At 44.6% G+C, this 22,534-nt stretch carries 27 protein-coding genes, 1 tRNA gene and 1 pseudogene; 22 read left to right on the plus strand and 7 right to left on the minus strand.

All coding sequences use genetic code 11. The features are described 5' to 3' along the window. Positions 1 to 133: 133 nt before the first annotated feature. A tRNA-Thr gene (locus AB5H98_RS05690) sits at positions 134 to 209 on the minus strand. Between the two features lie 132 nt (positions 210 to 341). On the opposite strand from AB5H98_RS05690, the gene AB5H98_RS05695 reads away from it, so the two are divergent. The 6 genes and pseudogenes from AB5H98_RS05695 (at position 342) to AB5H98_RS05720 (ending at position 4,998) form a co-directional block, all read left to right on the plus strand. Next, positions 342 to 707: a hypothetical protein gene (locus AB5H98_RS05695; RefSeq protein ID WP_367924963.1), complete on the plus strand. Its 366-nt coding sequence runs from the start codon at positions 342 to 344 to the stop codon at positions 705 to 707. A gap of 103 nt (positions 708 to 810) precedes the next feature. Beyond that, positions 811 to 1,169, plus strand: a pseudogene (locus tag AB5H98_RS05700) (ArsR/SmtB family transcription factor). A 17-nt stretch (positions 1,170 to 1,186) separates the two neighbouring features. Next, the gene (locus AB5H98_RS05705) at positions 1,187 to 1,405 is read left to right on the plus strand and encodes a cation transporter (protein WP_367924964.1); all 219 of its coding nucleotides are present in this window, start codon (positions 1,187 to 1,189) and stop codon (positions 1,403 to 1,405) included. A gap of 64 nt (positions 1,406 to 1,469) precedes the next feature. Then, positions 1,470 to 3,344, plus strand: a complete 1,875-nt coding sequence (locus AB5H98_RS05710; protein ID WP_367924965.1) for a heavy metal translocating P-type ATPase — start codon at positions 1,470 to 1,472, stop codon at positions 3,342 to 3,344. After that, the gene (locus AB5H98_RS05715) at positions 3,341 to 4,078 is read left to right on the plus strand and encodes an ABC transporter ATP-binding protein (protein ID WP_367924966.1); all 738 of its coding nucleotides are present in this window, start codon (positions 3,341 to 3,343) and stop codon (positions 4,076 to 4,078) included. Before AB5H98_RS05710 ends, AB5H98_RS05715 begins: the two co-directional genes overlap by 4 nt. Before the next feature lie 2 nt (positions 4,079 to 4,080). After that, entirely contained in the window at positions 4,081 to 4,998 is a 918-nt protein-coding gene (locus AB5H98_RS05720) for a SufD family Fe-S cluster assembly protein (RefSeq protein ID WP_367924967.1), read from the plus strand. Between the two features lie 28 nt (positions 4,999 to 5,026). Here the strand turns inward: AB5H98_RS05720 and AB5H98_RS05725 are convergent, their stop codons facing one another. From AB5H98_RS05725 to AB5H98_RS05735, 3 genes are read right to left on the minus strand one after another with little or no spacing between them, the layout of a single operon-like run. Next, positions 5,027 to 5,380, minus strand: coding sequence for an arsenate reductase family protein (locus AB5H98_RS05725; protein ID WP_367924968.1), 354 nt, complete (start codon positions 5,378 to 5,380; stop codon positions 5,027 to 5,029). A gap of 17 nt (positions 5,381 to 5,397) precedes the next feature. Then, positions 5,398 to 6,147: a heparan-alpha-glucosaminide N-acetyltransferase domain-containing protein gene (locus AB5H98_RS05730; RefSeq protein WP_367924969.1), complete on the minus strand. Its 750-nt coding sequence runs from the start codon at positions 6,145 to 6,147 to the stop codon at positions 5,398 to 5,400. Then, positions 6,144 to 7,442 carry a galactokinase gene (locus AB5H98_RS05735; protein ID WP_367924970.1) on the minus strand — a complete coding sequence of 433 codons (1,299 nt, stop codon included), beginning with the start codon at positions 7,440 to 7,442 and terminating at the stop codon, positions 6,144 to 6,146. The genes AB5H98_RS05730 and AB5H98_RS05735 overlap by 4 nt, the downstream gene beginning before the upstream one ends. Positions 7,443 to 7,651: 209 nt before the next feature. Between AB5H98_RS05735 and AB5H98_RS05740 the strand changes: the two genes are divergently transcribed. From AB5H98_RS05740 to AB5H98_RS05775, 8 genes are all read left to right on the plus strand, one after another. Further along, a complete protein-coding gene (locus AB5H98_RS05740; protein WP_367924971.1) occupies positions 7,652 to 8,500 on the plus strand; it encodes an AraC family transcriptional regulator in 849 nt (282 codons plus the stop codon). Then, on the plus strand, positions 8,403 to 10,178 hold the full coding sequence (rlmD, locus tag AB5H98_RS05745; protein ID WP_367924972.1) for a 23S rRNA (uracil(1939)-C(5))-methyltransferase RlmD: 1,776 nt from the start codon (positions 8,403 to 8,405) through the stop codon (positions 10,176 to 10,178). The genes AB5H98_RS05740 and rlmD overlap by 98 nt, the downstream gene beginning before the upstream one ends. Before the next feature lie 21 nt (positions 10,179 to 10,199). Next, positions 10,200 to 10,445, plus strand: a complete 246-nt coding sequence (locus AB5H98_RS05750) for a DUF6061 family protein (protein ID WP_093368999.1) — start codon at positions 10,200 to 10,202, stop codon at positions 10,443 to 10,445. 166 nt (positions 10,446 to 10,611) lie between these two features. Next, entirely contained in the window at positions 10,612 to 11,229 is a 618-nt protein-coding gene (locus AB5H98_RS05755; protein WP_008726799.1) for a TetR/AcrR family transcriptional regulator, read from the plus strand. Continuing rightward, positions 11,226 to 12,113, plus strand: a complete 888-nt coding sequence (locus tag AB5H98_RS05760; protein WP_008726798.1) for an ABC transporter ATP-binding protein — start codon at positions 11,226 to 11,228, stop codon at positions 12,111 to 12,113. The genes AB5H98_RS05755 and AB5H98_RS05760 overlap by 4 nt, the downstream gene beginning before the upstream one ends. 13 nt (positions 12,114 to 12,126) lie before the next feature. Then, on the plus strand, positions 12,127 to 12,921 hold the full coding sequence (locus AB5H98_RS05765; RefSeq protein WP_026648251.1) for an ABC transporter permease subunit: 795 nt from the start codon (positions 12,127 to 12,129) through the stop codon (positions 12,919 to 12,921). A gap of 12 nt (positions 12,922 to 12,933) precedes the next feature. Further along, entirely contained in the window at positions 12,934 to 13,719 is a 786-nt protein-coding gene (locus tag AB5H98_RS05770; protein WP_008726796.1) for an ABC transporter permease subunit, read from the plus strand. Between the two features lie 136 nt (positions 13,720 to 13,855). Next, positions 13,856 to 14,215 carry a nuclear transport factor 2 family protein gene (locus tag AB5H98_RS05775; RefSeq protein WP_026648250.1) on the plus strand — a complete coding sequence of 120 codons (360 nt, stop codon included), beginning with the start codon at positions 13,856 to 13,858 and terminating at the stop codon, positions 14,213 to 14,215. Positions 14,216 to 14,323: 108 nt separating this feature from the next. Here the strand turns inward: AB5H98_RS05775 and AB5H98_RS05780 are convergent, their stop codons facing one another. From AB5H98_RS05780 to AB5H98_RS05790, 3 genes are all read right to left on the minus strand, one after another. Then, positions 14,324 to 15,511, minus strand: coding sequence for a hypothetical protein (locus AB5H98_RS05780; RefSeq protein WP_008726794.1), 1,188 nt, complete (start codon positions 15,509 to 15,511; stop codon positions 14,324 to 14,326). Between the two features lie 70 nt (positions 15,512 to 15,581). Beyond that, a complete protein-coding gene (locus tag AB5H98_RS05785; protein WP_026648249.1) occupies positions 15,582 to 16,229 on the minus strand; it encodes a hypothetical protein in 648 nt (215 codons plus the stop codon). A gap of 20 nt (positions 16,230 to 16,249) precedes the next feature. Beyond that, positions 16,250 to 17,353: a DUF6076 domain-containing protein gene (locus AB5H98_RS05790; RefSeq protein ID WP_367924973.1), complete on the minus strand. Its 1,104-nt coding sequence runs from the start codon at positions 17,351 to 17,353 to the stop codon at positions 16,250 to 16,252. A gap of 207 nt (positions 17,354 to 17,560) precedes the next feature. Between AB5H98_RS05790 and AB5H98_RS05795 the strand changes: the two genes are divergently transcribed. From AB5H98_RS05795 to AB5H98_RS05830, 8 genes are all read left to right on the plus strand, one after another. Continuing rightward, on the plus strand, positions 17,561 to 18,193 hold the full coding sequence (locus AB5H98_RS05795) for a CHC2 zinc finger domain-containing protein (protein WP_367924974.1): 633 nt from the start codon (positions 17,561 to 17,563) through the stop codon (positions 18,191 to 18,193). Further along, complete coding sequence (locus tag AB5H98_RS05800; protein WP_367924975.1) at positions 18,159 to 19,478, plus strand: phage/plasmid primase, P4 family; 1,320 nt, start codon at positions 18,159 to 18,161, stop codon at positions 19,476 to 19,478. The genes AB5H98_RS05795 and AB5H98_RS05800 overlap by 35 nt, the downstream gene beginning before the upstream one ends. Before the next feature lie 438 nt (positions 19,479 to 19,916). Further along, complete coding sequence (locus AB5H98_RS05805) at positions 19,917 to 20,135, plus strand: hypothetical protein (RefSeq protein WP_008726786.1); 219 nt, start codon at positions 19,917 to 19,919, stop codon at positions 20,133 to 20,135. Further along, positions 20,132 to 20,515: a hypothetical protein gene (locus tag AB5H98_RS05810; RefSeq protein WP_048037470.1), complete on the plus strand. Its 384-nt coding sequence runs from the start codon at positions 20,132 to 20,134 to the stop codon at positions 20,513 to 20,515. The genes AB5H98_RS05805 and AB5H98_RS05810 overlap by 4 nt, the downstream gene beginning before the upstream one ends. Beyond that, positions 20,502 to 21,791 carry a plasmid recombination protein gene (locus AB5H98_RS05815; protein ID WP_367924976.1) on the plus strand — a complete coding sequence of 430 codons (1,290 nt, stop codon included), beginning with the start codon at positions 20,502 to 20,504 and terminating at the stop codon, positions 21,789 to 21,791. Before AB5H98_RS05810 ends, AB5H98_RS05815 begins: the two co-directional genes overlap by 14 nt. A 19-nt stretch (positions 21,792 to 21,810) precedes the next feature. Further along, positions 21,811 to 21,996: a hypothetical protein gene (locus AB5H98_RS05820; protein WP_367924977.1), complete on the plus strand. Its 186-nt coding sequence runs from the start codon at positions 21,811 to 21,813 to the stop codon at positions 21,994 to 21,996. Between the two features lie 87 nt (positions 21,997 to 22,083). Then, positions 22,084 to 22,314 carry an XRE family transcriptional regulator gene (locus tag AB5H98_RS05825; RefSeq protein WP_367924978.1) on the plus strand — a complete coding sequence of 77 codons (231 nt, stop codon included), beginning with the start codon at positions 22,084 to 22,086 and terminating at the stop codon, positions 22,312 to 22,314. Next, positions 22,295 to 22,534: recombinase family protein (locus AB5H98_RS05830; RefSeq protein WP_367924979.1), on the plus strand; the 240-nt coding region annotated here is incomplete at its 3' end. The genes AB5H98_RS05825 and AB5H98_RS05830, both read left to right, overlap by 20 nt.

Consider the following 22,534-nt stretch of genomic DNA (forward strand, 5'->3'; position numbering starts at 1 on the left):
AATGTATCCCATTGCCGTTCCTTTTCCTATGACCCTCTGCGGCGAGTGCCCAAACGGCGGCCACCTATGCCCGTTTTCACGGAAGAAGATTTCAAGCTGTAAAAACAAAAAGACCCGGCAAAAGCCGGGTCTTTGGAGCTACTGATCCGATTCGAACGGACGACCTGCTCATTACGAGTGAGCTGCTCTACCTGCTGAGCCACAGTAGCACGTGCGTCTTTATCTATTATAGAGATTTTTTCTGATTCGTCAAGAGTTTTTTAAGAACATCTAGACGTTTTAAAGTTTTTCGGGTACAATAAATCCATTGTCACAAAAGAAAGGATTTGAGGTGAATTCTTTTGATAACTGAGAGCATTGCGATTTTGGCAATTATGTTATGTTTGATCGTTGTGTTTATTCGTGCCCGTCAATCTGACTATGCTCTAGGAGTCACTCCGTTACTATTAGTCCCCTTTATTCATCTATTTGCCGTTGCTATTTTTTATTTTGGACGAATCCCGTTCTTCGGGTTTGCTCCCCAAGTGGCCATCTCATTTGCTGATATTGCTGCCGCTGCTGTCTCTGGGGCATTAATCTTTTTCTTTGCTCAAAACGTTAAAAAAAGCCGGAATCGAAAGCTTTACATTGCACTAATGTGCGGATATAACATTGTACTTTCTTGCACTTACGTCTACCGTATTTTGTCACCATTTCTTGCTCAATAAAAAAACGCAGGCACATTGCCTGCGTTTTTTATTTTTGCCCTTGACAAGAAAGCATTTTTGAAATAATATATGAACAGATGTTCATATGAAGGAAGGTGTTCTTATGTTTGAAACTTCATCCTCTTCTGACATTGAGCGCTGTGGATTTCTTTTTGTCCATGAAGACACCGTACAAAAAGTAATGTCTGCGATGCCTAAGGATGAAACATTATATGATCTTGCAGAATTGTTTAAGGTTTTTGGGGATTCGACAAGAATTCGAATTTTGTACGCCTTATTTGTGTATGCGACATTGCACAACTTCTCGGCCTTAGCCAGACGGCTATTTCTCATCAACTTCGTGTTTTAAAAAACTCGAAACTGGTAAAATTTCGCCGAGAGGGAAAAACCGTTTTTTATTCTCTTGCCGATGACCATGTTCGAAGCATCATTGGGCAAGGAATGGAACATATTGAAGAATAAATCATGGAGGGATTTTTGTGAAAAAGACATTTAAAATGATTGATCTCGATTGTGCTAACTGTGCTCAAAAGATGGAAGATGCCATCAAAAAATTGGATGGTGTAAAAGATGCAAACGTTAGTTTTTTGATGCAAAAATTGACGATTGATGCCGACGAGGAACGGTTTGACGCAATTATGAAAAATGTGGTCAAAGCCTGTAAACGTGTAGAACCCGACTGCGAAATAAAATTATAAAAATCACGCCGGGCTTTTGTAAAGCACCGGCGTTACTATTGGGAACACCAAAGGAGATGGCTGTATGACAAAAAAGCAAAAAAAGTTGCTGATACGTATTATTATCAGCGGTATTCTGTTTATTACTGCTTGGATGCTTCCCCTTTCCGGTCCTATGCAACTGATCGCTTTTTTAATTCCGTATATCGTTATTGGTTGGGATATTGTATGGAAAGCTCTAAGAAATATTCTACATGGGCAAATTTTTGATGAAAATTTTTTGATGGTAATTGCGACAATCGGAGCCTTTGTCCTTGGGATTATTAAAACTCACGATTATGCCGAGGCCGTAGGCGTTATGCTTTTTTATCAAGTGGGAGAACTTTTTCAAAGTTATGCTGTTTCAAAGTCCCGGCAGTCAATTGCGCAGTTAATGGATATTCGACCAGATTATGCCAGCATTGAACAAGATGGTACTCTCATTCAAGTTGATCCGAGTGAAGTGCATCCTGGCGATATTATTATTGTACAGCCGGGAGAAAAAATCCCATTGGATGGCATTGTTTCAGATGGCTTTTCTACCATTGACACATCTGCTTTGACAGGAGAATCCATTCCACGGGATGCCCAGGCAGGCAATGAAGTGATTAGCGGATGTGTCAATTTGACTGGTGTGCTCCGTATCAAAGTAACGAAAGCGTTTGGAGAATCCACCGTATCCAAAATTTTGGATTTGGTGGAAAATGCTAGCAGTAAAAAAGCAAAGGCGGAACACTTCATTACCAAATTTGCGCGCTGGTATACCCCTTGTGTTGTTATCGCTGCTGTACTTTTGGCTACGCTGCCACCGTTGTTCTTCGAGGCAATGTGGACCGAGTGGGTCGAACGCGCATTGATTTTTTTGGTAATCTCTTGCCCATGTGCACTTGTAATTTCTATTCCTCTTAGCTTTTTTGGTGGAATCGGTGGAGCATCTCGATGCGGCATTTTGGTCAAAGGCGGCAACTATCTAGAAGCCCTAGCCAAAACCGATGTCGTTGTGTTTGACAAAACGGGAACTCTCACGAAAGGGACTTTCCAGGTAACTGCTATCCACCCCGAACAAGGAATTACATCGGAGCAACTTCTTGAAACGGCAGCTCTTGCAGAAATTTATTCAAAACATCCGATTTCCCTTTCACTACAAAATGCCGCTGGGGAAAAATTAGATGCAAATCGGGTAAAAAATGTACAGGAACTTGCCGGATTAGGTTTGACTGCAACGATAGACGGGCATAATGTTGCGGTCGGTAATTTAAAATTAATGAAACAACTTCAAATTGATGCGGCTCTGCCCTGTCACTTAACCGGAACGTCCGTCTATGTTGCAATTGATCAAGTATATACTGGCCACATTATCATTTCGGATGAAATGAAAGAGGATGCTTCCAAGGCAATTCAACTTTTAAAACAGGCTGGTATCCGAAAAACCGTTATGCTAACTGGTGATAGCCGCCAAGTTGGAGAGGCAGTTTCTCAACAATTGGGTCTAGATGAGGTTTATACGCAATTGCTTCCGTCCGGTAAGGTAGAAAAATTAGAACAACTTTTAAAAGAACAGGCCCCCAACAAAAAGTTAGCTTTTGTCGGAGATGGTGTGAATGACGCCCCCGTTTTGTCGCGTGCGGATATTGGTATCGCAATGGGTGGACTTGGTTCGGATGCAGCCATTGAAGCTGCCGATATCGTATTGATGGATGATGCTCCTTCTAAAATCAGTACCGCCATTCGGATTTCAAAAAAGACCTTGCGTATTGTCCAACAAAATATTATAATCGCACTGGGTATTAAAGGCTTATTTTTACTGCTTGGTGCATTTGGAATGGCCAATATGTGGGAAGCAGTATTTGCGGATGTTGGCGTGGCAGTTATTGCGATCTTAAATGCCGCAAGAGCCTTAAATGTAAAGGAGTTCCAATGAGTACATCTGAGATTCTTAAAATTGAAAATTTATCGTGGAGTATTCCTGATGGAGCAGAGGTGATTCGCGATTTAAGTCTTACTCTCCAGAGTGGAAAACTAATTGCCGTCACTGGTCCTAATGGCGGCGGAAAAACTTCTCTTGCCAAGCTGATTGCTGGTTTGGCGCGTCCAAACAGTGGACGCATCCTTTTAAACGGAGCGGATATCACGAAATTAGATATTACCCGCCGGGCGCGTCTTGGAATTGCCTACGCTTTTCAGCAACCCGTCCGTTTCAAAGGACTTACCGTTCGGGATTTGCTGGAACTTGCCGCGGGCGGACGCCTGACCGAAGGCGAATTATGCGCTTTGCTTGGTAAAGTCGGATTATGTGCCAATGAATATATTGGTCGTGAAATGAACGCCTCTCTTTCGGGAGGAGAAGCAAAGCGAATCGAAATTGCTACAGTCCTGGCTCGTTCTGCACAGCTTTCTATTTTCGATGAGCCGGAAGCCGGTATCGATCTGTGGAGTTTCACTCGATTGGTTGAAACCTTTGAAGAACTTCGTCGGAACCAGCGCGGCACGCTTTTGGTCATTTCTCATCAGGAACGCATTCTTTCTATTGCCGATGAAATCATTGTCTTGGCCGATGGAAAAGTTCGCACTATGGGAGCTCGTGAAAAGGTGTTACCCTCTTTGTTGAACGATGAGCACGCCGCACTCTGCCCGCTTGAGAAAGAAGGTGTTTAACGATGAATGAAATCACAGATAATCTGCTTCATCTTGTTTCTGATTTTGAAGGTTCATTCAAAGGAGCCTATAACATTCGAGAAGATGGTCAATGCGCAGGCCGCCAATCCACCAAAAATATTCGCATCGAATCAAAGAAGGATCTTCCCGGACTTGAAATTCACATTGCGCCCGGTACACAAGGAGAGACTGTTTATATTCCGGCATGTGTGACACACAGTAATATAGACGATCTTGTATACAATGACTTTTTTGTTGGAGAAAATGCGAATGTAACCATCGTAGCTGGTTGTGGTGTCCATTCGGATGGCGAAGAAGAAGCTCGTCATAATGGCATTCACCGGTTTATTCTCTCAAAAAACGCACATGTTCTTTATAAAGAAAAACATATTGGAACAGGTACTGGAACGGGAAATCGCACCATTGATCCCGTCACAGACGTCACATTGGCAGAAGATGCCTATCTTGAAATGGACACTGTACAAATTTCGGGTGTGGATTATTCTACACGGAAAACAACCGGAACGCTCGGCCCACGAGCTAAAATGGTCGTACGTGAACGCATTATGACTACTGGATCCGAAACGGCCACAACTGACTTTGAAGTAACTCTTCAAGGTGCTGATTCGGGAGTAGATTTAATTTCTCGGTCAGTTGCCAGAGGTAAGTCTCATCAGGAATTTCGCTCTCAGATCCATGGAAAGACTCGCTGTACGGGGCATTCAGAATGCGACGCTATTCTTGCCGAAGAAGGCACTGTAGTGGCTACTCCCTCATTGGACGCATCACATGTGGACGCTGCTCTAATTCACGAAGCCGCCATTGGAAAAATTGCCGGCGAACAAATTTTGAAGCTGTGCACTTTGGGCCTTACAGAAGAACAGGCAGAAGAAAAAATTATTGAGGGCTTTTTGAAATAAAAAGGAGGAGCCAAAAGGCTCCTCCTTTTTATTTGTTTAGAGCGGCACTCCATTCTGCTTCTTTAAAGCCAATCAGGATGCAATCCTTTTCAATCAATATCGGGCGTTTTACTAACATCCCATATTCTGAGAGCAAAGCGATTTTTTCTTCATCATCCATCGTGGGAAGCTTTTCTTTTAGCCCCATCCCTTTATAGAGCAATCCGGATGTATTAAAAAAACGCTTTAATGGAATACCACTTTTTGAGTACCACTCTTTTAATTCTTCCTGTAAGGGATTTTCTTCTTTGATATCTCTTAATTGATAAGAAAAGCCCTTTTCATCCAACCACTTTTTCGCCCTTTGACAAGTTGTACATTTAGGATACCAAATCAACAACATTTTACTCTCTCCTTGTCCTATACATGTGTTCCGAACCATAGCAGTGCGAAAATAATCGGTTGATGCACCATATAGATCAGTAAACTGTGCTGTCCAATTTTTTCGAGAAATGAAATTTTAGGCAAGCGGAGCAATTGTTTTTCCCATCGTGGCCTTAATCCACGCCACAAAAACATCCCTGTTCCAAATAAGAACATCCATGGAATAACCGGGAAATAATCAGAGGACCAAAAACCTTCCTTTGGAAAGCCTATAACAAATCCCCAGGAAAACTGATATAAAAAGTCCGGCAAATACCACAATGGGATATCTCCAATTCCCACAAAGCCACGTGGAATACCTTTTAAAAACAGAAACAGCAAAAAACAAACCGCAGCCGAAAGAAAAGAAGGCATTCTTTTGATTAATGCAGTCAAGCAGACAGTTACAAGCATGGAGATTCCCAGTAAATGAAGCACGCCAAATTGGATGATTTGTTGAGGGATAACACACGCCGTAACAACGGTCAACACCATTGCACACGCAAAAACAAGCCCTCCATGCTTTGCAAGATTTCGGCTATATTCACAGACTGCACCCGCCAACAAAATGAAGGTCCAACAGATTGCCTGCTCCCACAGATAAGCGGAATGCGTTTCAAACCAAGGAGCGGAGCCATCAAACAAATAAACCCAATCATATATTCCATGATAGGCAACCATATTGATGATAGCCAAACCTCTGAGCATATCGAAAAATGCAATTCGCGTCTTTGTTCGCTCTGTCACAGATGTTCTGTCACCTCAACCGCTCCGTAGTTCCTCACATTTAACACATAACAGGAGTGTTCTCCGAAACATTTTTCCATGGCGTCACAATATGCCTTTAATAAATCTTTCGGTACAAAAGCCTGAATTGTGCCCGCAAATCCACCGCCCTGTAAACGCCATGCGCCATGTTCCTTCAAAACATGTTGCGAAACTGCCAATCCGATTGAAACACCCTGTTGCTGTGGATGCCGAATACTATATGCATTTTGATTATATTCGAAAGAAGAATGGCCACCCATAAGAATCAACTTTCGGAAATCATCGAATCGATCTTCTGCGGCTGCACTGCATAGCGCACGTGCTCGATGACACTCTGCAAAAAAGTGTGCTGCACGCAATACCGCACGGTCTCCAAGTTTTGTGCGAAGTTCTGCGATTTGTTTCCAAAAATCATCCTCGTCTACTTCGCGCAAAACCTTTTTTCCGAAAAACTCTGCAACAGATTCCATTTCTCTTCGAATTGCAGCATAATCATCTGTCAAATCCGCATGGCTTCCCTTCGTATCTGTAATGCACAAAAAATAGCCATGTTTCTCTAAATCGAAATGGACTTCTTCTACAAGCGGCGCATCAGGATTTTTGAAATCAATCATAATAGCGCTGCCAACGCTACAAGCAGTCTGATCCATTAGACCACTCGGTTTGCCAAAGAAAACATTTTCAGCGTACTGACTAAGCTGCGCAATCTTCACTGCTGAAAAAGCATTTTGATTGTACTCACCATTCAAAATAGCTCCCACAACTACTTCAAATGCTGCGGAACTGGACAAGCCCGATCCACGAAGCACATCGGATGTTGTATAGGCATCAAAACCGCCAATTTTACCACCTTCGCGTTGAATACCCGCAGCCATTCCCCGAATTAACGAAGCGGATTTGCCTTTTTCTTTTTCTACCACACTCAGATCAGCTAAAGAAACCACATCTGTTCCCGCAAAGCCTTTGGAATGGACACGAATGACATTTTCATCATTTTTTGCAACAACGGCAATAATATCCAAGTTAACTGCTGCAGCCATAACCACACCATTGTTGTGATCTGTATGGTTTCCGCCAATTTCTGTACGCCCTGGAGCCGAATACAAATGAACCTCCCGGTCTTTGCCAAACAGTCGCTCAAAATCTTCTAAAGCTTCACAATAACGTTCTTTTTGTTTTGTGATAACTACGTCTTCTTTAGAATAAAGTTTGCCGAACGTAGCATCGTAAGCTCCCTTGCGGATTTGATCAAGTAATTTCTGTACTGAGGGCACGGCTATTCCTCCTTTAATTGGATTAAATCTACTTTCATTATAACAGCGCCTTTCGTGAAGTAAACACTAAAATATTCTGAAAAAATGGACTTTTGTTGATTATTTTGCTATAATAACTATACTTAAAATATTTTGCAAGGTATATTTTTTCTTTTCAAAAAGGATTCCCAAAAGATTTGTTTTCTGTATCCTGTTCCGGAGGTTTTCCCATGTCCAACACATACAAACAATCTTTCAAGCAAAATTATACAGACAACGTTGAATTGTCTATCTTTAACTGTGGTCTTCAAAGCTGTGAACAGGGTTATACTTGGGGTCCGGGCATTCGTGACCACTATCTCATTCATTACGTCGCAAATGGAAAAGGTACTTATACTGTAAACAATACCGTTTACGAACTTCATGCCGGCGATATTTTCTTGGCGAAACCGAGTCAATTAATCACTTATTCTGCAGATCAGGAAGATCCATGGGAATATTACTGGGTTGGATTCAATGGTGCTTGTGCCAATAAGTTGGTTGCACAATTACCGTTTCGGGATGCACATCCCATTCACCACTGCAAAAATCCTGATCAGGTCCGAAAGGCCTTGTTTGATATTTTTCTCTCACGCGGTCCTGAGCCACGCAACGAAGCTTTAATGGTCGGTTATCTTTATCTTTTCATTGCTGAATTGATGCAAGAAGCCCAGGAGCTTGAACCACATGCAGGAAATTCCAGCTCTCAATATGTATTAAATGCGATTAAATATATTCAATTCAATTACTCTCATGATATCAGTATTGATGATATTTCAAAGGCCGTAGGGGTTAGTCGCAGCCATCTTTATCGTGTCTTTATGAGCAATGTTGGCCAATCCCCTATTGACTATCTGACCAGCTATCGTATTAATGAAGCTTGTGTACTTTTGAAAGAAACTAGCCTTTCAATTGCAGAAATTGCTGTTTCCGTGGGATTCTTTGATCAATTCTATTTTTCCCGCGTCTTTAAAAAGAATAAAGGAGTTCCCCCCAGTAGATATCTTGGATCTCTCAATAAGGATAAGGCGGCTGATTAAGGCCGCTTTTCCTTTCATCATCTATCCTAGGAGGCCGTTCATGCCATTGAAAAAAAATCAAGTGATTCCTTTACAGATTACCTCTCTCTCCAACGATGGAAATGGTGTTGGACATTTCGACGGAATGGCAATTTTTGTTCCCTATACTGCAGTGGGCGATAAGGCTGCTATTCGCATCGTAAAGGTATGCAAAAATTATGCTTTTGGTATTTTAGAAAATTTGGAAAATCCCGGGCCCGGACGCCAAATTCCTGAGTGTCCTCTATTTACCAAATGTGGCGGTTGTCAATTTCAACATTTAAGCTACGAAACAGAGTTAATAGCCAAGGAACAATTTGTTCGGGATGCTATGCAGCGCCTTGGAGGAATCTCACATTCTGTGTTACCGATTCTCCCTTCCCCACTCGCTTTGCGTTACCGCAATAAGGTTCAGTATCCATTGTGTCAAAATGAAAAGGGTGAGATAACTTTTGGCTTTTTTGCAGGCAGAAGCCACCGAGTAATTCCCTGCTCTGACTGTCTTTTGCAACCGCAACTTCTGAATCGCATTGCAAAAACAATTTGTACTTTACTTACCAAATTTCATATCTCCATTTATAACGAAGAGACGCATACAGGATTGGTTCGGCATTTGTATTTAAGGCATGCTATCTCTACAAATGAAGTATTGGTGTGTCTTGTATGCAATGGTAATACGATTCCATATGCGGACCAATTTTGTCTTGAGTTAAAAGATTGCCATCCTGAAATTGGTTCAATTGTAATCAATGTGAATACTAAACAAACCAATGTAATTACCGGTGAACAATGCATTACTTTACTCGGGAACGGACTTTTATCGGATGAAATGGCGGGTGTTCCAGTAGAACTTGGCCCTCTATCTTTTTACCAAGTAAACACTTTAGGTGCTAACCAGCTCTATGACGTAGTACAAAAATTTGCTGCCCCTACCAAAAGGCATCTCATTCTCGATCTTTACTGTGGTGCCGGTACAATTGGTCTTTCCATGGCTTCCCATTGTGAAAAACTTATAGGTGTTGAAATCGTTCCGCAAGCTGTGGAATCCGCCCAAAAAAACGCAGCCAGAATGCATGTGGAGCATGCCACATTCTTTTGTGCCGATGCCGGTCAGGCTTCTCAGCAACTTGCGCAACAGAATTTGAAACCCGATACTATTATTTTGGATCCGCCTCGCAAGGGATGCGATCAGGCCACATTAGAGGCTGTTTTTCAGATGGACCCTGAACGTTTGGTAATGGTAAGCTGCAATGCATCCACTGCTGCACGAGATGTGAAGTGGCTTGTCGAAAAAGGCTATTTCGTACACGCAATTCAACCAGTAGATATGTTTCCGCGCACCAAACATGTTGAAACGGTTGTCTTGCTTTCCAAGGGTGAGATCGACTCGAAAAAGGTTCGGGTTGAGTTCTCTTTGGAAGATATGGATATGTCTGATTTTCAAGATAAGGCAACCTACACGCAGATTAAAGACTATGTGTTGGAGCATAGCGGACTAAAGGTATCTAACCTGTATATCTCTCAAATCAAAAGAAAGTGCGGGTTGGAGGTCGGAAAGAACTACAATCTGCCGAAAGCGGAGGATTCCAGACAGCCCCAGTGTCCGTCCGAGAAAGAGAACGCAATCCGAGAAGCAATGAAATATTTTGGGATGATTTAATCCCGTATTTTGGAGGTTCTTATGGATAAGGTGATTTCTTGTGAGTTCAATATGGACACCGCTTGTGTCGAGCTGAAATATGCAGACGGCAGTATGATTTCTATAGACTGCACCGCCGTGGAGAACGAGGTTGCAGACAATATGTATCAGCGGTCAGAACTGGACTGGCTGATTTACAACGATCCGGCAGCCTATGCGGATTTGATCCTCAACGGCGATACGGAAACCTACTTGAAAACTGTAACAGAATATAAACCTTTGGATTGATTGCCAAAGATAAAGCAAGCCGCCTGTGCGGGCATGAGAAATGCTCGTACAGGCGTTTTTTTGTAGTGGATGTTGGCATAGAATTAGATTTCTAATCACTTGACCGAATCGGTTATCGGTGCTATACTGTGAATAACCGAATCGGTCACTTGAAAGGAGAAATTAAATGGACAAATTTTTTGCACTAAGCGAGGAAAAGCAAATTACCATCATCAATGCGGCACTCCAGTGCTTTGGTAAGTTTGGATATGATAAGGCTTCTGTCAACGATATTGCTGTAACGGCGCATATTTCAAAGGCATCCGTATTTCAGTACTTTGGCAGCAAAAAACAACTGTATACCTACCTGTTGGAATATTGTATGAAAATCATTATGCCTTCGTTTGACCAAACGATACTTGATTCAGAAACCGATCTGTTTAACCGCATTCTGGTTTCCAGCAAGATGAAAATGGCTGCAATGAAAACACACCCGTTTATTACTCAATTTATGGCAAGTGTTTGGGAAGAGGCTTCTCCTGAAGTCAATGACCTACTTGCTTCATTAAAGATGGAAGCAGGGAATTTCAGAAATGAAATGGTTTTACGAGAGGATGATTCCTTAAAGTTCAAAAATCCCGAAGATGCTCAACCTGTTTACAATATGCTTTTAGTGATGGCGGAGGGGTATGCAGCCCGTTATCGTAACGCAGCCGTTTTTGATTTTGAAACAGTTATGAATGAATTTGAAAAAACCATTTCAATTCTAAAAAACAATTTCTATAAGGAGGAATATTTAAAATGAGTGAATACGCTATTGTCTTGAACCAACTGACCAAGCACTATGGGAAACACAGAGGTATCAGCAACCTCAATCTCACAGTTAATCAGGGCGAGTTCTTTGGCTTCATTGGCCCAAACGGTGCGGGTAAGTCCACCACCATCCGCACTCTGATGGGTCTGATCCGTCCCAGCGGTGGCAACGCTTCTATTTTCGGTTTAGACTGCCAGAGTCAGGCAAGTGTCATTGCCAGAGATGTGGGCTACCTCCCCAGCGAGAACAGCTATTATGAAAACATGAAGGTGCGGGAACTACTGCAATACACCGCCGACCTGTACGCCATGAACTGTGAAACGAAAATGTATGAGCTTTCCGAACGGCTCAATTTGGATTTGTCCCGGAAGATTGCAGACCTGTCTCTGGGCAACAAGAAAAAGGTGGGCATCGTGTCTGCCATTATGACTTCCCCTAAGCTGCTGATTATGGATGAACCTACCAGCGGCTTAGACCCGCTGATCCAGCAGGCATTCTATGATATTCTGAAGGAGGAGAACAACCGGGGCACCACAATTTTCTTCTCCTCCCATGTACTCAGCGAGGTACAGAAGCTGTGTGACCGGGTGGCAATCTTAAAAGAGGGTAAGCTCATGAGCATCCAGTCTATCAGAGAGCTACGGGAAAGCGGTTATAAAAAGGTCAGCCTTACCACCAAAACACCGATTTCCAGTGATTTCTGGGAGCTGCCTGGTATTGCGAATTTCTCTGAGACCCCGGACAAGACCTCTGTTTCCTTTATGTATAACGGCAATATCACAGCAATCATTGATAAACTTCACCTGCTGCATTTGGACGATGTGCTTTTGGAAGAGCCCTCTTTGGAGGAAATCTTCATGCACTACTATGAGTAAGGAGGTGTCAGGTATGGTCATTTTGAAATATGAACTGAAACGGCATCGAACCTATATCCTGGGCTGGACCATCGCCTTGGCTGTGTGTATCTTTTTGATGACACCGACTTATTACAGCTTCCTGGATGTTGCCTCCGTGGAACTCTTTGAAACCATGGGCACCACGGACTTTTACAGGAGTGTCGGCGTATCGATGGAATACTTGACTTCCCCGTTGGGCATTTATGGGTTTCTGACCAGCTTTTTCATGATTGCCTCCGGCGTTTTCGGAATGCACTTCGGCATTTCCGTTCACACCAGAGAATGTACGGAAGGAACTTCGGAATACCTGTTTACAAAGCCCTTTCCTCGGAAAACAATCTATTGGGCAAAGGCATTGACTGTATTGATCGGAGTGGTGGTCGTAGGTGCTGCGTATCTGCTGGCTTCTTTTTTGGCCATGGCAATGTTTCGTTCCGGAACTCCATGGGGAGAGTTTTTTCTGATTGCTCTGTCCCTCACCCTTGTTACGCTGTTCTTTGCTGCAATGGGTCTGATGGTGGGAATTTTGTTTCCCCGCAACCGTAGCCCACTGCTGACCGCCGGATTAGTCGTGTTTGTGGAGTATTGCATAACCAGCTTCTCCAACATCATCAGTAACCGGGCTATCAGTTTCCTGTCCCCATACTCCTTCTTTGGAGCTGCAAAAATTTCCGAAACTGGCTTCTATGATATGACCTATCTTGGCTGGGGCGTGCTGCTGGTTACCCTGTTTTTGGTGCTGTCTTACGGTGTCTTTCTGAAAAAAGACATTCAGTTTCGTTCATAAGGGGGTGCAAACATGAAAACATTGATTAAAAATGAGTTCCGCCAAACCAGAAGGCTCTTGTTGATCTGGTTAGGGATCATGCTGCTTCTGTGCGGTTTCTGCTATTTTGAGCTTCTGTCTCTACAGGACAGTCTGAATGAAATGGCAACGATGGTCAGCCAATTTCCGAGATTGATCATGATTATGTTTGGGGTCAAAGGCGATTTAACCACATCCCTTGGCTGGTATGTGTGCATCTATTTCTGGGAAGGATTGCTGGCGTTCCCTTATGCCATGTCTCTGGGGTTGTCCTGTGTGGCGAAGGAAAAGAAGTTCGGAACCTCGGAATACCTGTTCACAAAGCCTGTGGAACGGAAAACCATTGTACTGGCGAAGGTGATCGTTTCGGCGGTAAATCTGCTGGTGTTTGCCCTGTTCAGCGGTTTATGTAATTATTTTACAATCGTTCTTCCTTTGGGCGGTCTGGAACAGCCGGGAGCAGTGCTCACCACAACCATGGGAATGTTCTTTACCCAGTTCCTCTTTTTCGCTCTGGGGCTGCTGTTTGCCAGCCTGTTTATGTCCTATAAGGCTGCGGTGAGGACAGGTACGATTTCCATGCTGGCTGCCTATGCTCTGGCCTTTACAGCCGAATACACAGAAAATCAAATTTTGGATTACCTGACCCCTCTGCGCTACTACGATGTGTATGAGGTGGCACTGCACGGATTCCGACTTTCCTTTATCGTTTTGACATTCGCTGTTGTGGGTGCTTGTATCGTTGCTGCATTGAATCAGTGGAAGCGGCGTGAATTGTAAGCCTATGTTCAAATCTTCAGTATAACTGTCTCAAGTCTACATAAAAAAGCAATTCCTGTTTTCATGGGGGAATTGCTTTTTTACATGAAGATTGTATAATGAAAACAGTAGACAAAGATATATGGAGGAAATCATGATGTTACGACCAAAAGAAGTAGTATGCAAATGGGTAGATGCCTTTAATGGCCACGATGTAGATGCAATCGTGAGCCTGTACCATGATAATGCAACCAACCATCAGGTGACCAATGAGCCTGTGATCGGGATAGACGCAATCAGAGAAATGTTTACAGCAGAATTTGCCACTGCCGATATGACAGCCATTGTAGAGAATATTTTTGAAGATGGACAATGGGCAATTTTGGAGTGGAAAGACCCGCTGGGACTGCGGGGATGCGGCTTCTTCCATGTTGTAAATGGTAAAATTCTGTTCCAGAGAGGATATTGGGATAAACTGTCTTTTTTGAAGCAGCATAATTTGCCTATTGAATATTGATTGAATGCTGCCGGTGAAAAACCGCTGCTACATGGAACCAACCATGCGGCAGCGGCTTTTTTTATTTTCGAGTTTTTTCTTCTTATGGCTGGTAAACTTTACTCGCCTTTATTCATACATCTCAAACGCAAACATGGTTTCTTTTGGCAATCTATCATTTTCGCAATTCAGCAGATACCGGATCACCCGTTTTGCAAAAACATTGGAAATCATGGTATCCCAGTCGGCAAGCCGGACAATCGACCCTGTGCCGTTTTCAAAATCGAATAAAATTTCTCCCCATTCGCCATCGCAGTCTGCCTGATATTCGTAGACTGCGGTGGCAATTTTCTTTTTTCGTTTGGTTTTGGACTTCTGTTTCAGCCGGACTGCATGGATACCGCCGTTTTCTACCAACAGCAGTGTCAGATGTTCCGCTGCTTTCCGGTAGGCTCGTTCCGCACCGCTGGCGGAGCTGCCCTCAAACATGACAGCCAATTCTTCAAAGGTAGGGCGGTTTTTCCATGAACCGACACGCCCACAGGTCATGCAGATGGCAAGCCGTTTTTCCAACAAGGTTTGTTCCCGGTAGTTCAGCTTTTCAAATGCTTTCCGCACCTTTTCAGCCTGTATACCATCCCATAGAATATCGGCATAGTTCCAGCTATAGTCACGGGTCACATCCTCGCCTGTTTCCTCGCCGTCCTCGTCCTGCTCGGTCACAAAGAATGGCTGCTGATTGCGGATACCACGGACAACTTTCAAATATTCCTCTGCCAGCGCAAGATCGCAGTTATATTTTTTTGAAAATTCAGCAATGGCATCTTTTGTGTTGTGGTAAAGCCATGCCATGGTGCGGAGCATCTTATAGCTGGTCAGCGAGGATACCGACCATTGTTCTTCGCCCATGCGAAAACGGAGCATGGCATCCCGTATGAAGGGATAAATGTAGGTAGCATATTCAGCACCCTTTTCAGGGGCATAGTCCGGCAGCTTCTGGAGCATAGCCTCCCGGCAGGAAAGTTTTATATCCAAAAAACGCTCTGGGTCATACTGATCGCCGCTGTCTACGCCAAGAAAGCTTTTGATGCGATTGTTAAGCTGTGGCTCGTAATGGTGCAGGAAAAACGAAAAGTATTTCAAATCCTTTTCCCGGAGAGCAGACAGAATGTAATCATTGATGTTCTCTGCCTTTGGCAGCTCCGGTTCCAGTTGGAAGATGCGCTCTGCCATATATCTTGTAATGCCACTGTCGGGCGTATCGGGAAAGGACTTTGGCTTGTACCCGGTCATGTCCCATGAATATTCTCTCAGCATAAGCGCACCTCCCCTTCGGCTTCCGTGAGGACATATTTTCTCTTAGACAAACTGGAAGTTGTGCGCTTGATTATTTATCTGAAATATATTTTTCTATGCGCTCTTTTTCTTCTATGCTAAGTTCTCTTGCTATAGGAAGAAAGTCTCTCAATTTGTTCCATTTTCCTTGCACGCAAAGTATCGCCGCATAACAGCAATCATCTTCACTCCCCCGCAAACGGCGGACAACAAAAAAGTTTCTCGCTTTATCGCTGTCTTTTGCGGATGCAGTTTGTTCAAAGATTTTTGCAACTTTTTCTAACGTATCAATTTTCTCATAATACGGAAGTGCATATTTTCTAAAGTAATTTGCAATGCGTTCAGCATAAGTCTGCATAGGTTCATCGGAACAATACTTAAACGTGCTCATTGTGTAGTTTGGAATTTGTGTATAGAACATCCATGCACCCGTAGACCACTTAGGGTCATATTCCATTCCTAAAAATAAACTTGTAAGTCTATCTACCTCTTTATATGTAAATGAAAGCGTAAAATTTACAGAATAGAGATTCCCCGGCAAACCACGATCCCTTGTGAAAGTGATAGTAAAAAATTGTTCACATTCTCCAACCTTTCGAGTTAACCATCCGATTTTTTTCTTTTTAAATCCTGTATCAAAAACCAGCTCTGATAGCAAAGTCGTCAATTCTTTTTGTAAACCATTTGGCGTTATTTCCACTTCATTTCACCTCCACAACTTCAAATTTTCTTTTCAGCTTCACTTTGCAAAGCGTCCTGTTCCATTTCCGTTTCATAATCCCCACGGGCATAGGCAACATCACTGATTGCCCGGAGCATCTTATCCTTTGCCAGCTTTTTCATCGCCTTGGCAAGTTCCGCATCCAGTGTGCCACGCTTGATATATCGGTTTATGGTGTTCAGCCGCTTCTCATATATCTGTTTCAGCGGATGATCATCCGCAAGTTCTCTCTGGGTTCTGCCTTTCAGATTGCCGATCTGCCGACAGGTGCGGTGCAGCTTGTCCCCCGGCGCATATCCGCCGCAGTATTTGGTATGCCTTGCATTGGTGGTCAGGAACCATTTGCCGCAGATACGACATTTCTTTGGTGCGTGACCCACGCACAGACCCTCAAACAAGTCCGTACGGAACATCCCCACAAAAGTAAGGAAGTGCATCCGCTTGACCAGCATCGGCACATCATAGCCGGGACGGAGCGCAGAAACATACTGGACAGAGTTATTGGATGCAGCCATCCAGGCATTGCCCTCCGTAACGGAGAACTCCGGTGGAAAACAGGTACCAAACAGCTTTGCAAATCCTTCTGCTGTACGATCTGCTTCATTTCCATCCGTTTTTTCAGCAAAATCAAGCATAGCCTTTTGATACTCACCAAGGGAGTACGCCAGATGCCCGAAAACTGCCGTGTAGCGTTGAAGCATCATGGCATCCGCATACATGGGGACTTCCTCAAAAGGCAATGAATTGGTTGTTGCCTTTATTGCGAACTCTACATATTTTTGTGCGTTCTCCGCAGTAAAGACCGTCTGAATCCGTTCCCGGTGCTTTGGAATGTCCATATAGGAAAACGGAGGGGTAACGCTGAGAATATCAAGCATCGTCAGCGCAGCTTCTCTTACCATAGGAAACAATGCCGAAGCGTCCTGTGCGTCGTTCAGCTTCCCCAGAAGCAGATTGATTTTGTCGCACTGCTCGTTCATCCGGGCAAGTGTATCGGCGGATACATTCAGCGCATCACAGGCAAGTGTGCCGGTGGGCAGCGTTTTCGCTTCGTAGATGACCGTATCCTGCCAGAAATCCAGCGTCATCAATTTCTGATTCATATTCGTCCTCCTGTCCTGTTTTCCTTTTCTCATCATTATATCATCCAAATGTGAAGAAATCTACTGCTGTCCTGTTTTTTGAAACAGGGTTGTCCTCCGATTAGCCTGTTTTTTGCGAAATCTGGCATAACCATAGTAGAAGGAGCGAAGCACCTGCCACCCGGCGGGTGTTTTTCTTTTTCAAAACTATGAAATGGAGGATTTTCAATGACAATCTATGAAACCATCAAGGCGGCTGTCCCAGTCAGACAAGCTGCCGAACACTACGGGCTGCGGGTCAACCGAAACGGTATGGCTTGCTGTCCGTTCCACAATGACAGGCATCCCAGCTTGAAGCTGAACGAGGACTATTTCTATTGCTTCGGCTGCGGAGCCAAAGGAGATGTGATCGACTTTGTGGCAAAGCTGTTTGATCTCAGCAACTTCGAAGCGGCGCAAAGACTGGCGGAGGACTTCGGCATCAGCACCGAGCCGGGACAAGCCGTGGCAGCTCCACACAAGACAAAACGCCCCCATATCCGTCAGTTCCGGGAGGATGAAATGCTCTGCTTCCGGGTGCTGACGGATTATCTGCATCTGCTGGAAGATTGGAAAGTGCGGTATGCACCCAAAACACCGGAGGACAAGCTGGATGACCGGTTTGTGGAAGCCTGTCAGATGCTCGACCACATCGAATATCTGGCGGACATTCTGACCGTAGGCACTTTGGAAGAACGGGTTGCACTGGTGGACGGGCTGATGAAGGAGGGCAAGGTTGCTTTCCTTCAGGACTATGTAGCACGAAAGAAAAAGGAGGAACTGCACCATGAGCAAAGAAGCAGCACAGAACCCGTCCGCTGATATTGCGGTATGGTTTGACGGGAAATCAATCAACGAAGTCATTTTCTGTGAAGAATTTCTCAGGGACTATCCCATGATTACGGTAAACGGAACTTTTTTTACAGTCAATGGCATTGTGAACGATGAAAACAGGCTGAAAAAAGAAATCTATGATCGTATCAAGCCCTATGTGACCAGCAACATTGCAAAAAGGGTCACAAATCTGCTGGATGTAATGCGAATGGAATGCTGTGCCGATGATCTTCTCCTGTATCAAGACCGCATCCATGTGGCAAACGGCACCTATCATTTGGATGGCACATTCAGTACGGAAAAAGATTACTGTCGCAATCGCTTACCAGTTGCCTATGCGCCAGACGCTCCGCAGCCTGTGATATGGCTGCATTTTTTGTCCCAGCTTTTGGAGCCGGAGGACATTTTGACCTTGCAGGAATTTATCGGCTATTGCTTCATTCCCTCAACCAAAGGGCAGAAGATGCTCATGCTCACTGGAAAGGGCGGCGAAGGCAAGAGCCGGATCGGCGTTGTTCTTCGTGCGCTGTTGGGAACCAACATGAAAACCGGAAGCGTGGCAAAGGTGGAGACCAGCAACTTCGCCCGTGCTGATCTGGAACATGAGCTTTTGATGCTGGATGATGATATGAAGCTGGAAGCACTTCCCCAGACCAACAACATCAAGGCAATTATCACCGCAGAGCTGCCTATGGATTTGGAGAGAAAGCGACAGCAAAGCTATCAGGGAGATTTGTATGTGCGGTTCATCGGACTTGGAAACGGTGTTCTGCAAGCCCTCCATGACCGGAGTGTTGGTTTCTTCCGTAGGCAGATCATTCTGACAACCAAGGAGAAAGACCCAAACAGAAAAGACGATCCCTATATTGCAGAAAAGATGGCTGCCGAAGCGGAGGGCATTTTCCTCTGGGCATTGGAGGGACTGCACCGATTGATTGCAAATGATTTTCATTTTACTCTGAGCCAGTCGGCTTTGGACAATCTGAACGATGCCGTTTCGGACGGAAACAACATCATTGACTTTCTGGCTTCCGAGGGATATATCCGCTTCCGTGCGGATTATGAAGCAAGCTCCAAAAATCTGTACGCTGTTTATAAGCAGTGGTGTGATGATAACGCTTTGAACAGCCTTTCTCAAAAGAGCTTCTGTTCCTTCCTGAAACAGAATGAGAGCCGATATAACCTTGAATACACCAACAAGGTCAACATCGGCGGCGGGCGCTTTGCCAGAGGGTTTGTGGGTATCGAGCTTCTGCAAAGACCGTTTCTGTGAAAACAGCAGTAACTCAGAAATACGTGTACCATCCGTACCGGATGGAGCCGAGTGTCAACCGTACACTTGGTACACGTATTTTTTGCTTACTGTCGTTTTACTGCCGTGGAAGCATTCGCAGCACCCTTGTTTTGAGGGATGGAAAATCAAAGGTAATGGAAACAGCAAAATTTTTTACCGCAGGACGAAATTATTTTGCGAAACAGTGCTTCTCTGGACAGTGAACAGTCTTTGTGAAAATATGGCTGTTTTCACTGTTTCAGACCAAAGCAAACAAAACAGTGAAATGGGATAGGGTCGCTTATGGGCAGGACATCACAGGCGGTATTTCTATCGCATTTTATGAAAATCAGATATTACACGGTACAGCGAAGCGGACACGCCAATGGGCGCAGTTGCTTCGCTTTTTCATGAACAAAATTATGGAGGTTTTTCAATATGAGTAATGTACGAAACGAAATCAAGGCACAGATCGTCCGTGCCGGATTCACCATGCAGGAGGTTGTGGACAGACTGGCGGAGGAACACGACTGGTCGGACAGCGTATCCAACCTTTCTGCAAAGCTCCAAAGAGAGAGCATCCGCTACAAAGAGGTCATCGAGCTTGCCGATGTGCTGGGCTATGACATCGTGTGGCAGAAACGGAGGGAGCGATGATGCGGCGTATCTTATCCCCTCGCAGCTCCCGTCCCCATAGGAAGTGCCGCAGTGCTTCCTATGGACTGGCAGTGAATACAATCGGCAAAACTGCGGATTGTTCGCTGCCGCTGTCTGCAAGGGATTGTGGTGCAATTCCGCTGGCAGACAGGCTGGACAAGAGAAAAAGGCCGGGGACATTTTTCGGACTGGACAGCAGAGGTCACCGCAGTGACCGCACCCCCTCTCCGGAGGAGCCCTCGGAGAGCCCACGGCACTTTGCAGCCAGTATGGATGAAAGTGTAATAGTGGGTTATTACACTTTGAAAAAGTGCCTCTCGAAAGCCCCTCGTCCCTCGCAAATCCTCTCGGAAAGGAGCATGACCCATGGCAAGAAATGATGGAATTGACCGCACCGTTGCCCGCCATCAGGACATTGAAACTGCCGATGATCTGGCAAAGGTGCAGGAACACAATGAACGGGAAAAAGACAGTTACAGCAATCAGGACATCGTGCCGGAGCGTTCTTCTCTGAACATTCATTTCAAAGAGCCGACTGCCGGTTACGAAGAAATGTTTACCCAGATGGAACAGGACAAGGTGATCTCTACCAGAGGTCTGAAAGCGGATGCCGTGAAATACGGTGAGCTGGTTTTCGATGTGAACTCCGCTTACTTTTACAATCACGGCGGCTATGAATTTGCCAAACAGTTTTATGCCGATGCTTATAAAGCTGCCGTGGAGGTTGTGGGCGGAGAGCAGTATATTCTCTCCGCCGTCATGCACGCCGATGAGCGCAATCAGGCAATGTCCGAAGCTCTTGGCGAGGATGTGTACCACTACCACCTCCATGTGGTCTATATCCCGGTGGTGGAAAAACAGATTCTCTGGTCGAAGCGGTGCAAGGATGAAGCCCTCCGGGGAACAGTCAAGGAAACGATCATGCAGGTCAGCCGCAGTAAGAAATGGAAATCCAAACCCGTTCTTGACGGGGACGGCAATCCCATGCTGAACACAAAAGGTAAAAAGATTTTGAAGTCATCCTACAGTGTGTTGCAGGATGACTTTTTCAATTTCATGCAAGCTGCCGGATACACCGATGTGGAGCGTGGAGAGCGTGGCAGCACCGAGGAACATCTGACCGTTACCCAGTTTAAGGTGCAAGCGGAAACCCAGCGTTTGGAAGCTGTGACAGCACAGGTGGCACAATCGGAGCAGACATTGGCGGATACCCAATTCGCTGTGGAGAAACAAGAAAAGAAACTGAAAGCTCTGCAAAAGGAAACCAAGACAGCAAAGACGGTAGCAATGACCGTGCAGGATATTGAAGCGATGGGTAAGAAAAATTCCTTTACCGGAAATGTCACCCTCACAGCAGACCAGTGCGATACCCTGAAACGGTACGCAACAAACGGAATTATCTTCAATGCTGAGAATGATCGCCTGAAAGAAAAATTGGCTTCCGCTGTAAAATCCGCTTCCATCTGGAAACAGCGGCATGATGAACTGGACGAAAAATATCAAGCACTGAAAGAAAAAGCCCAGCCCTATCTGGATGCGTTGGAAATCGCAGCAGAACGGGTCAGGGCTTTTCTTTCTGCCATCCTCGCCAGAGGAAAGGAAACTCGTGAACACACAATCCCTGCCCACAAGCACGGACGGGATATGGAACTTTAATTTATGGAGGATTTGCCTATTGACTAAATATTATGAGGAAACAAAATATAATGCGGCATTTGACCGCTGTGTGGATGTAATGACCCGGTTGATTCAAAAGTATGGTCATCAGGTCTTGGAAAATAAAGAAGCGGATGCTCTGAAAGAAACGGAGTGTTCCGACGATGATAAACAAGCGCAGCCTTTGAATAAACAAGCTGCGTAAAAATTTGCAATTTACACGTTGCGTACTTAGAGTAGCTATGCTATAATAAGTACGCAACGTGTATTTTTGTTTTATGGAGAAAATCAAATGGATAGTAAAAACAGAATTATAAAGTTGCGGGAAAGCACAGGCATGAACCGGAAGGACTTCTGCAAATGTGTCCATATCCCATATCGCACCATGACGGAGTGGGAACTGGATAATCGCCATGCACCGGACTATGTCCTTTGGCTTTTGGAGTATTATGTCCGCAACGAAGGATTGATGGTAAAGGAAATGGATGAGGGAGGTGGCGATTCTGAAAAAGAAGCAAATTAAATGTTATCTATATACAAGAGTGTCCACCGCCATACAGGTTGATGGGTACAGCTTGGATGCCCAGCGAGATAAGCTGCGGAAATATGCGGCATACGAGGATATGGTTATTGCCGGAGAGTATTCTGACGAGGGATTTTCCGGAAAGAATATCCAAGGGCGGCAGGATTTCCAACGGATGCTGAATGACATCCAGGACTGTAAGGACGGCGTATCTTATGTG

The organism is uncultured Ruthenibacterium sp., from assembly GCF_963558415.1.
In the GTDB taxonomy this organism is placed as follows: domain Bacteria; phylum Bacillota; class Clostridia; order Oscillospirales; family Ruminococcaceae; genus Ruthenibacterium.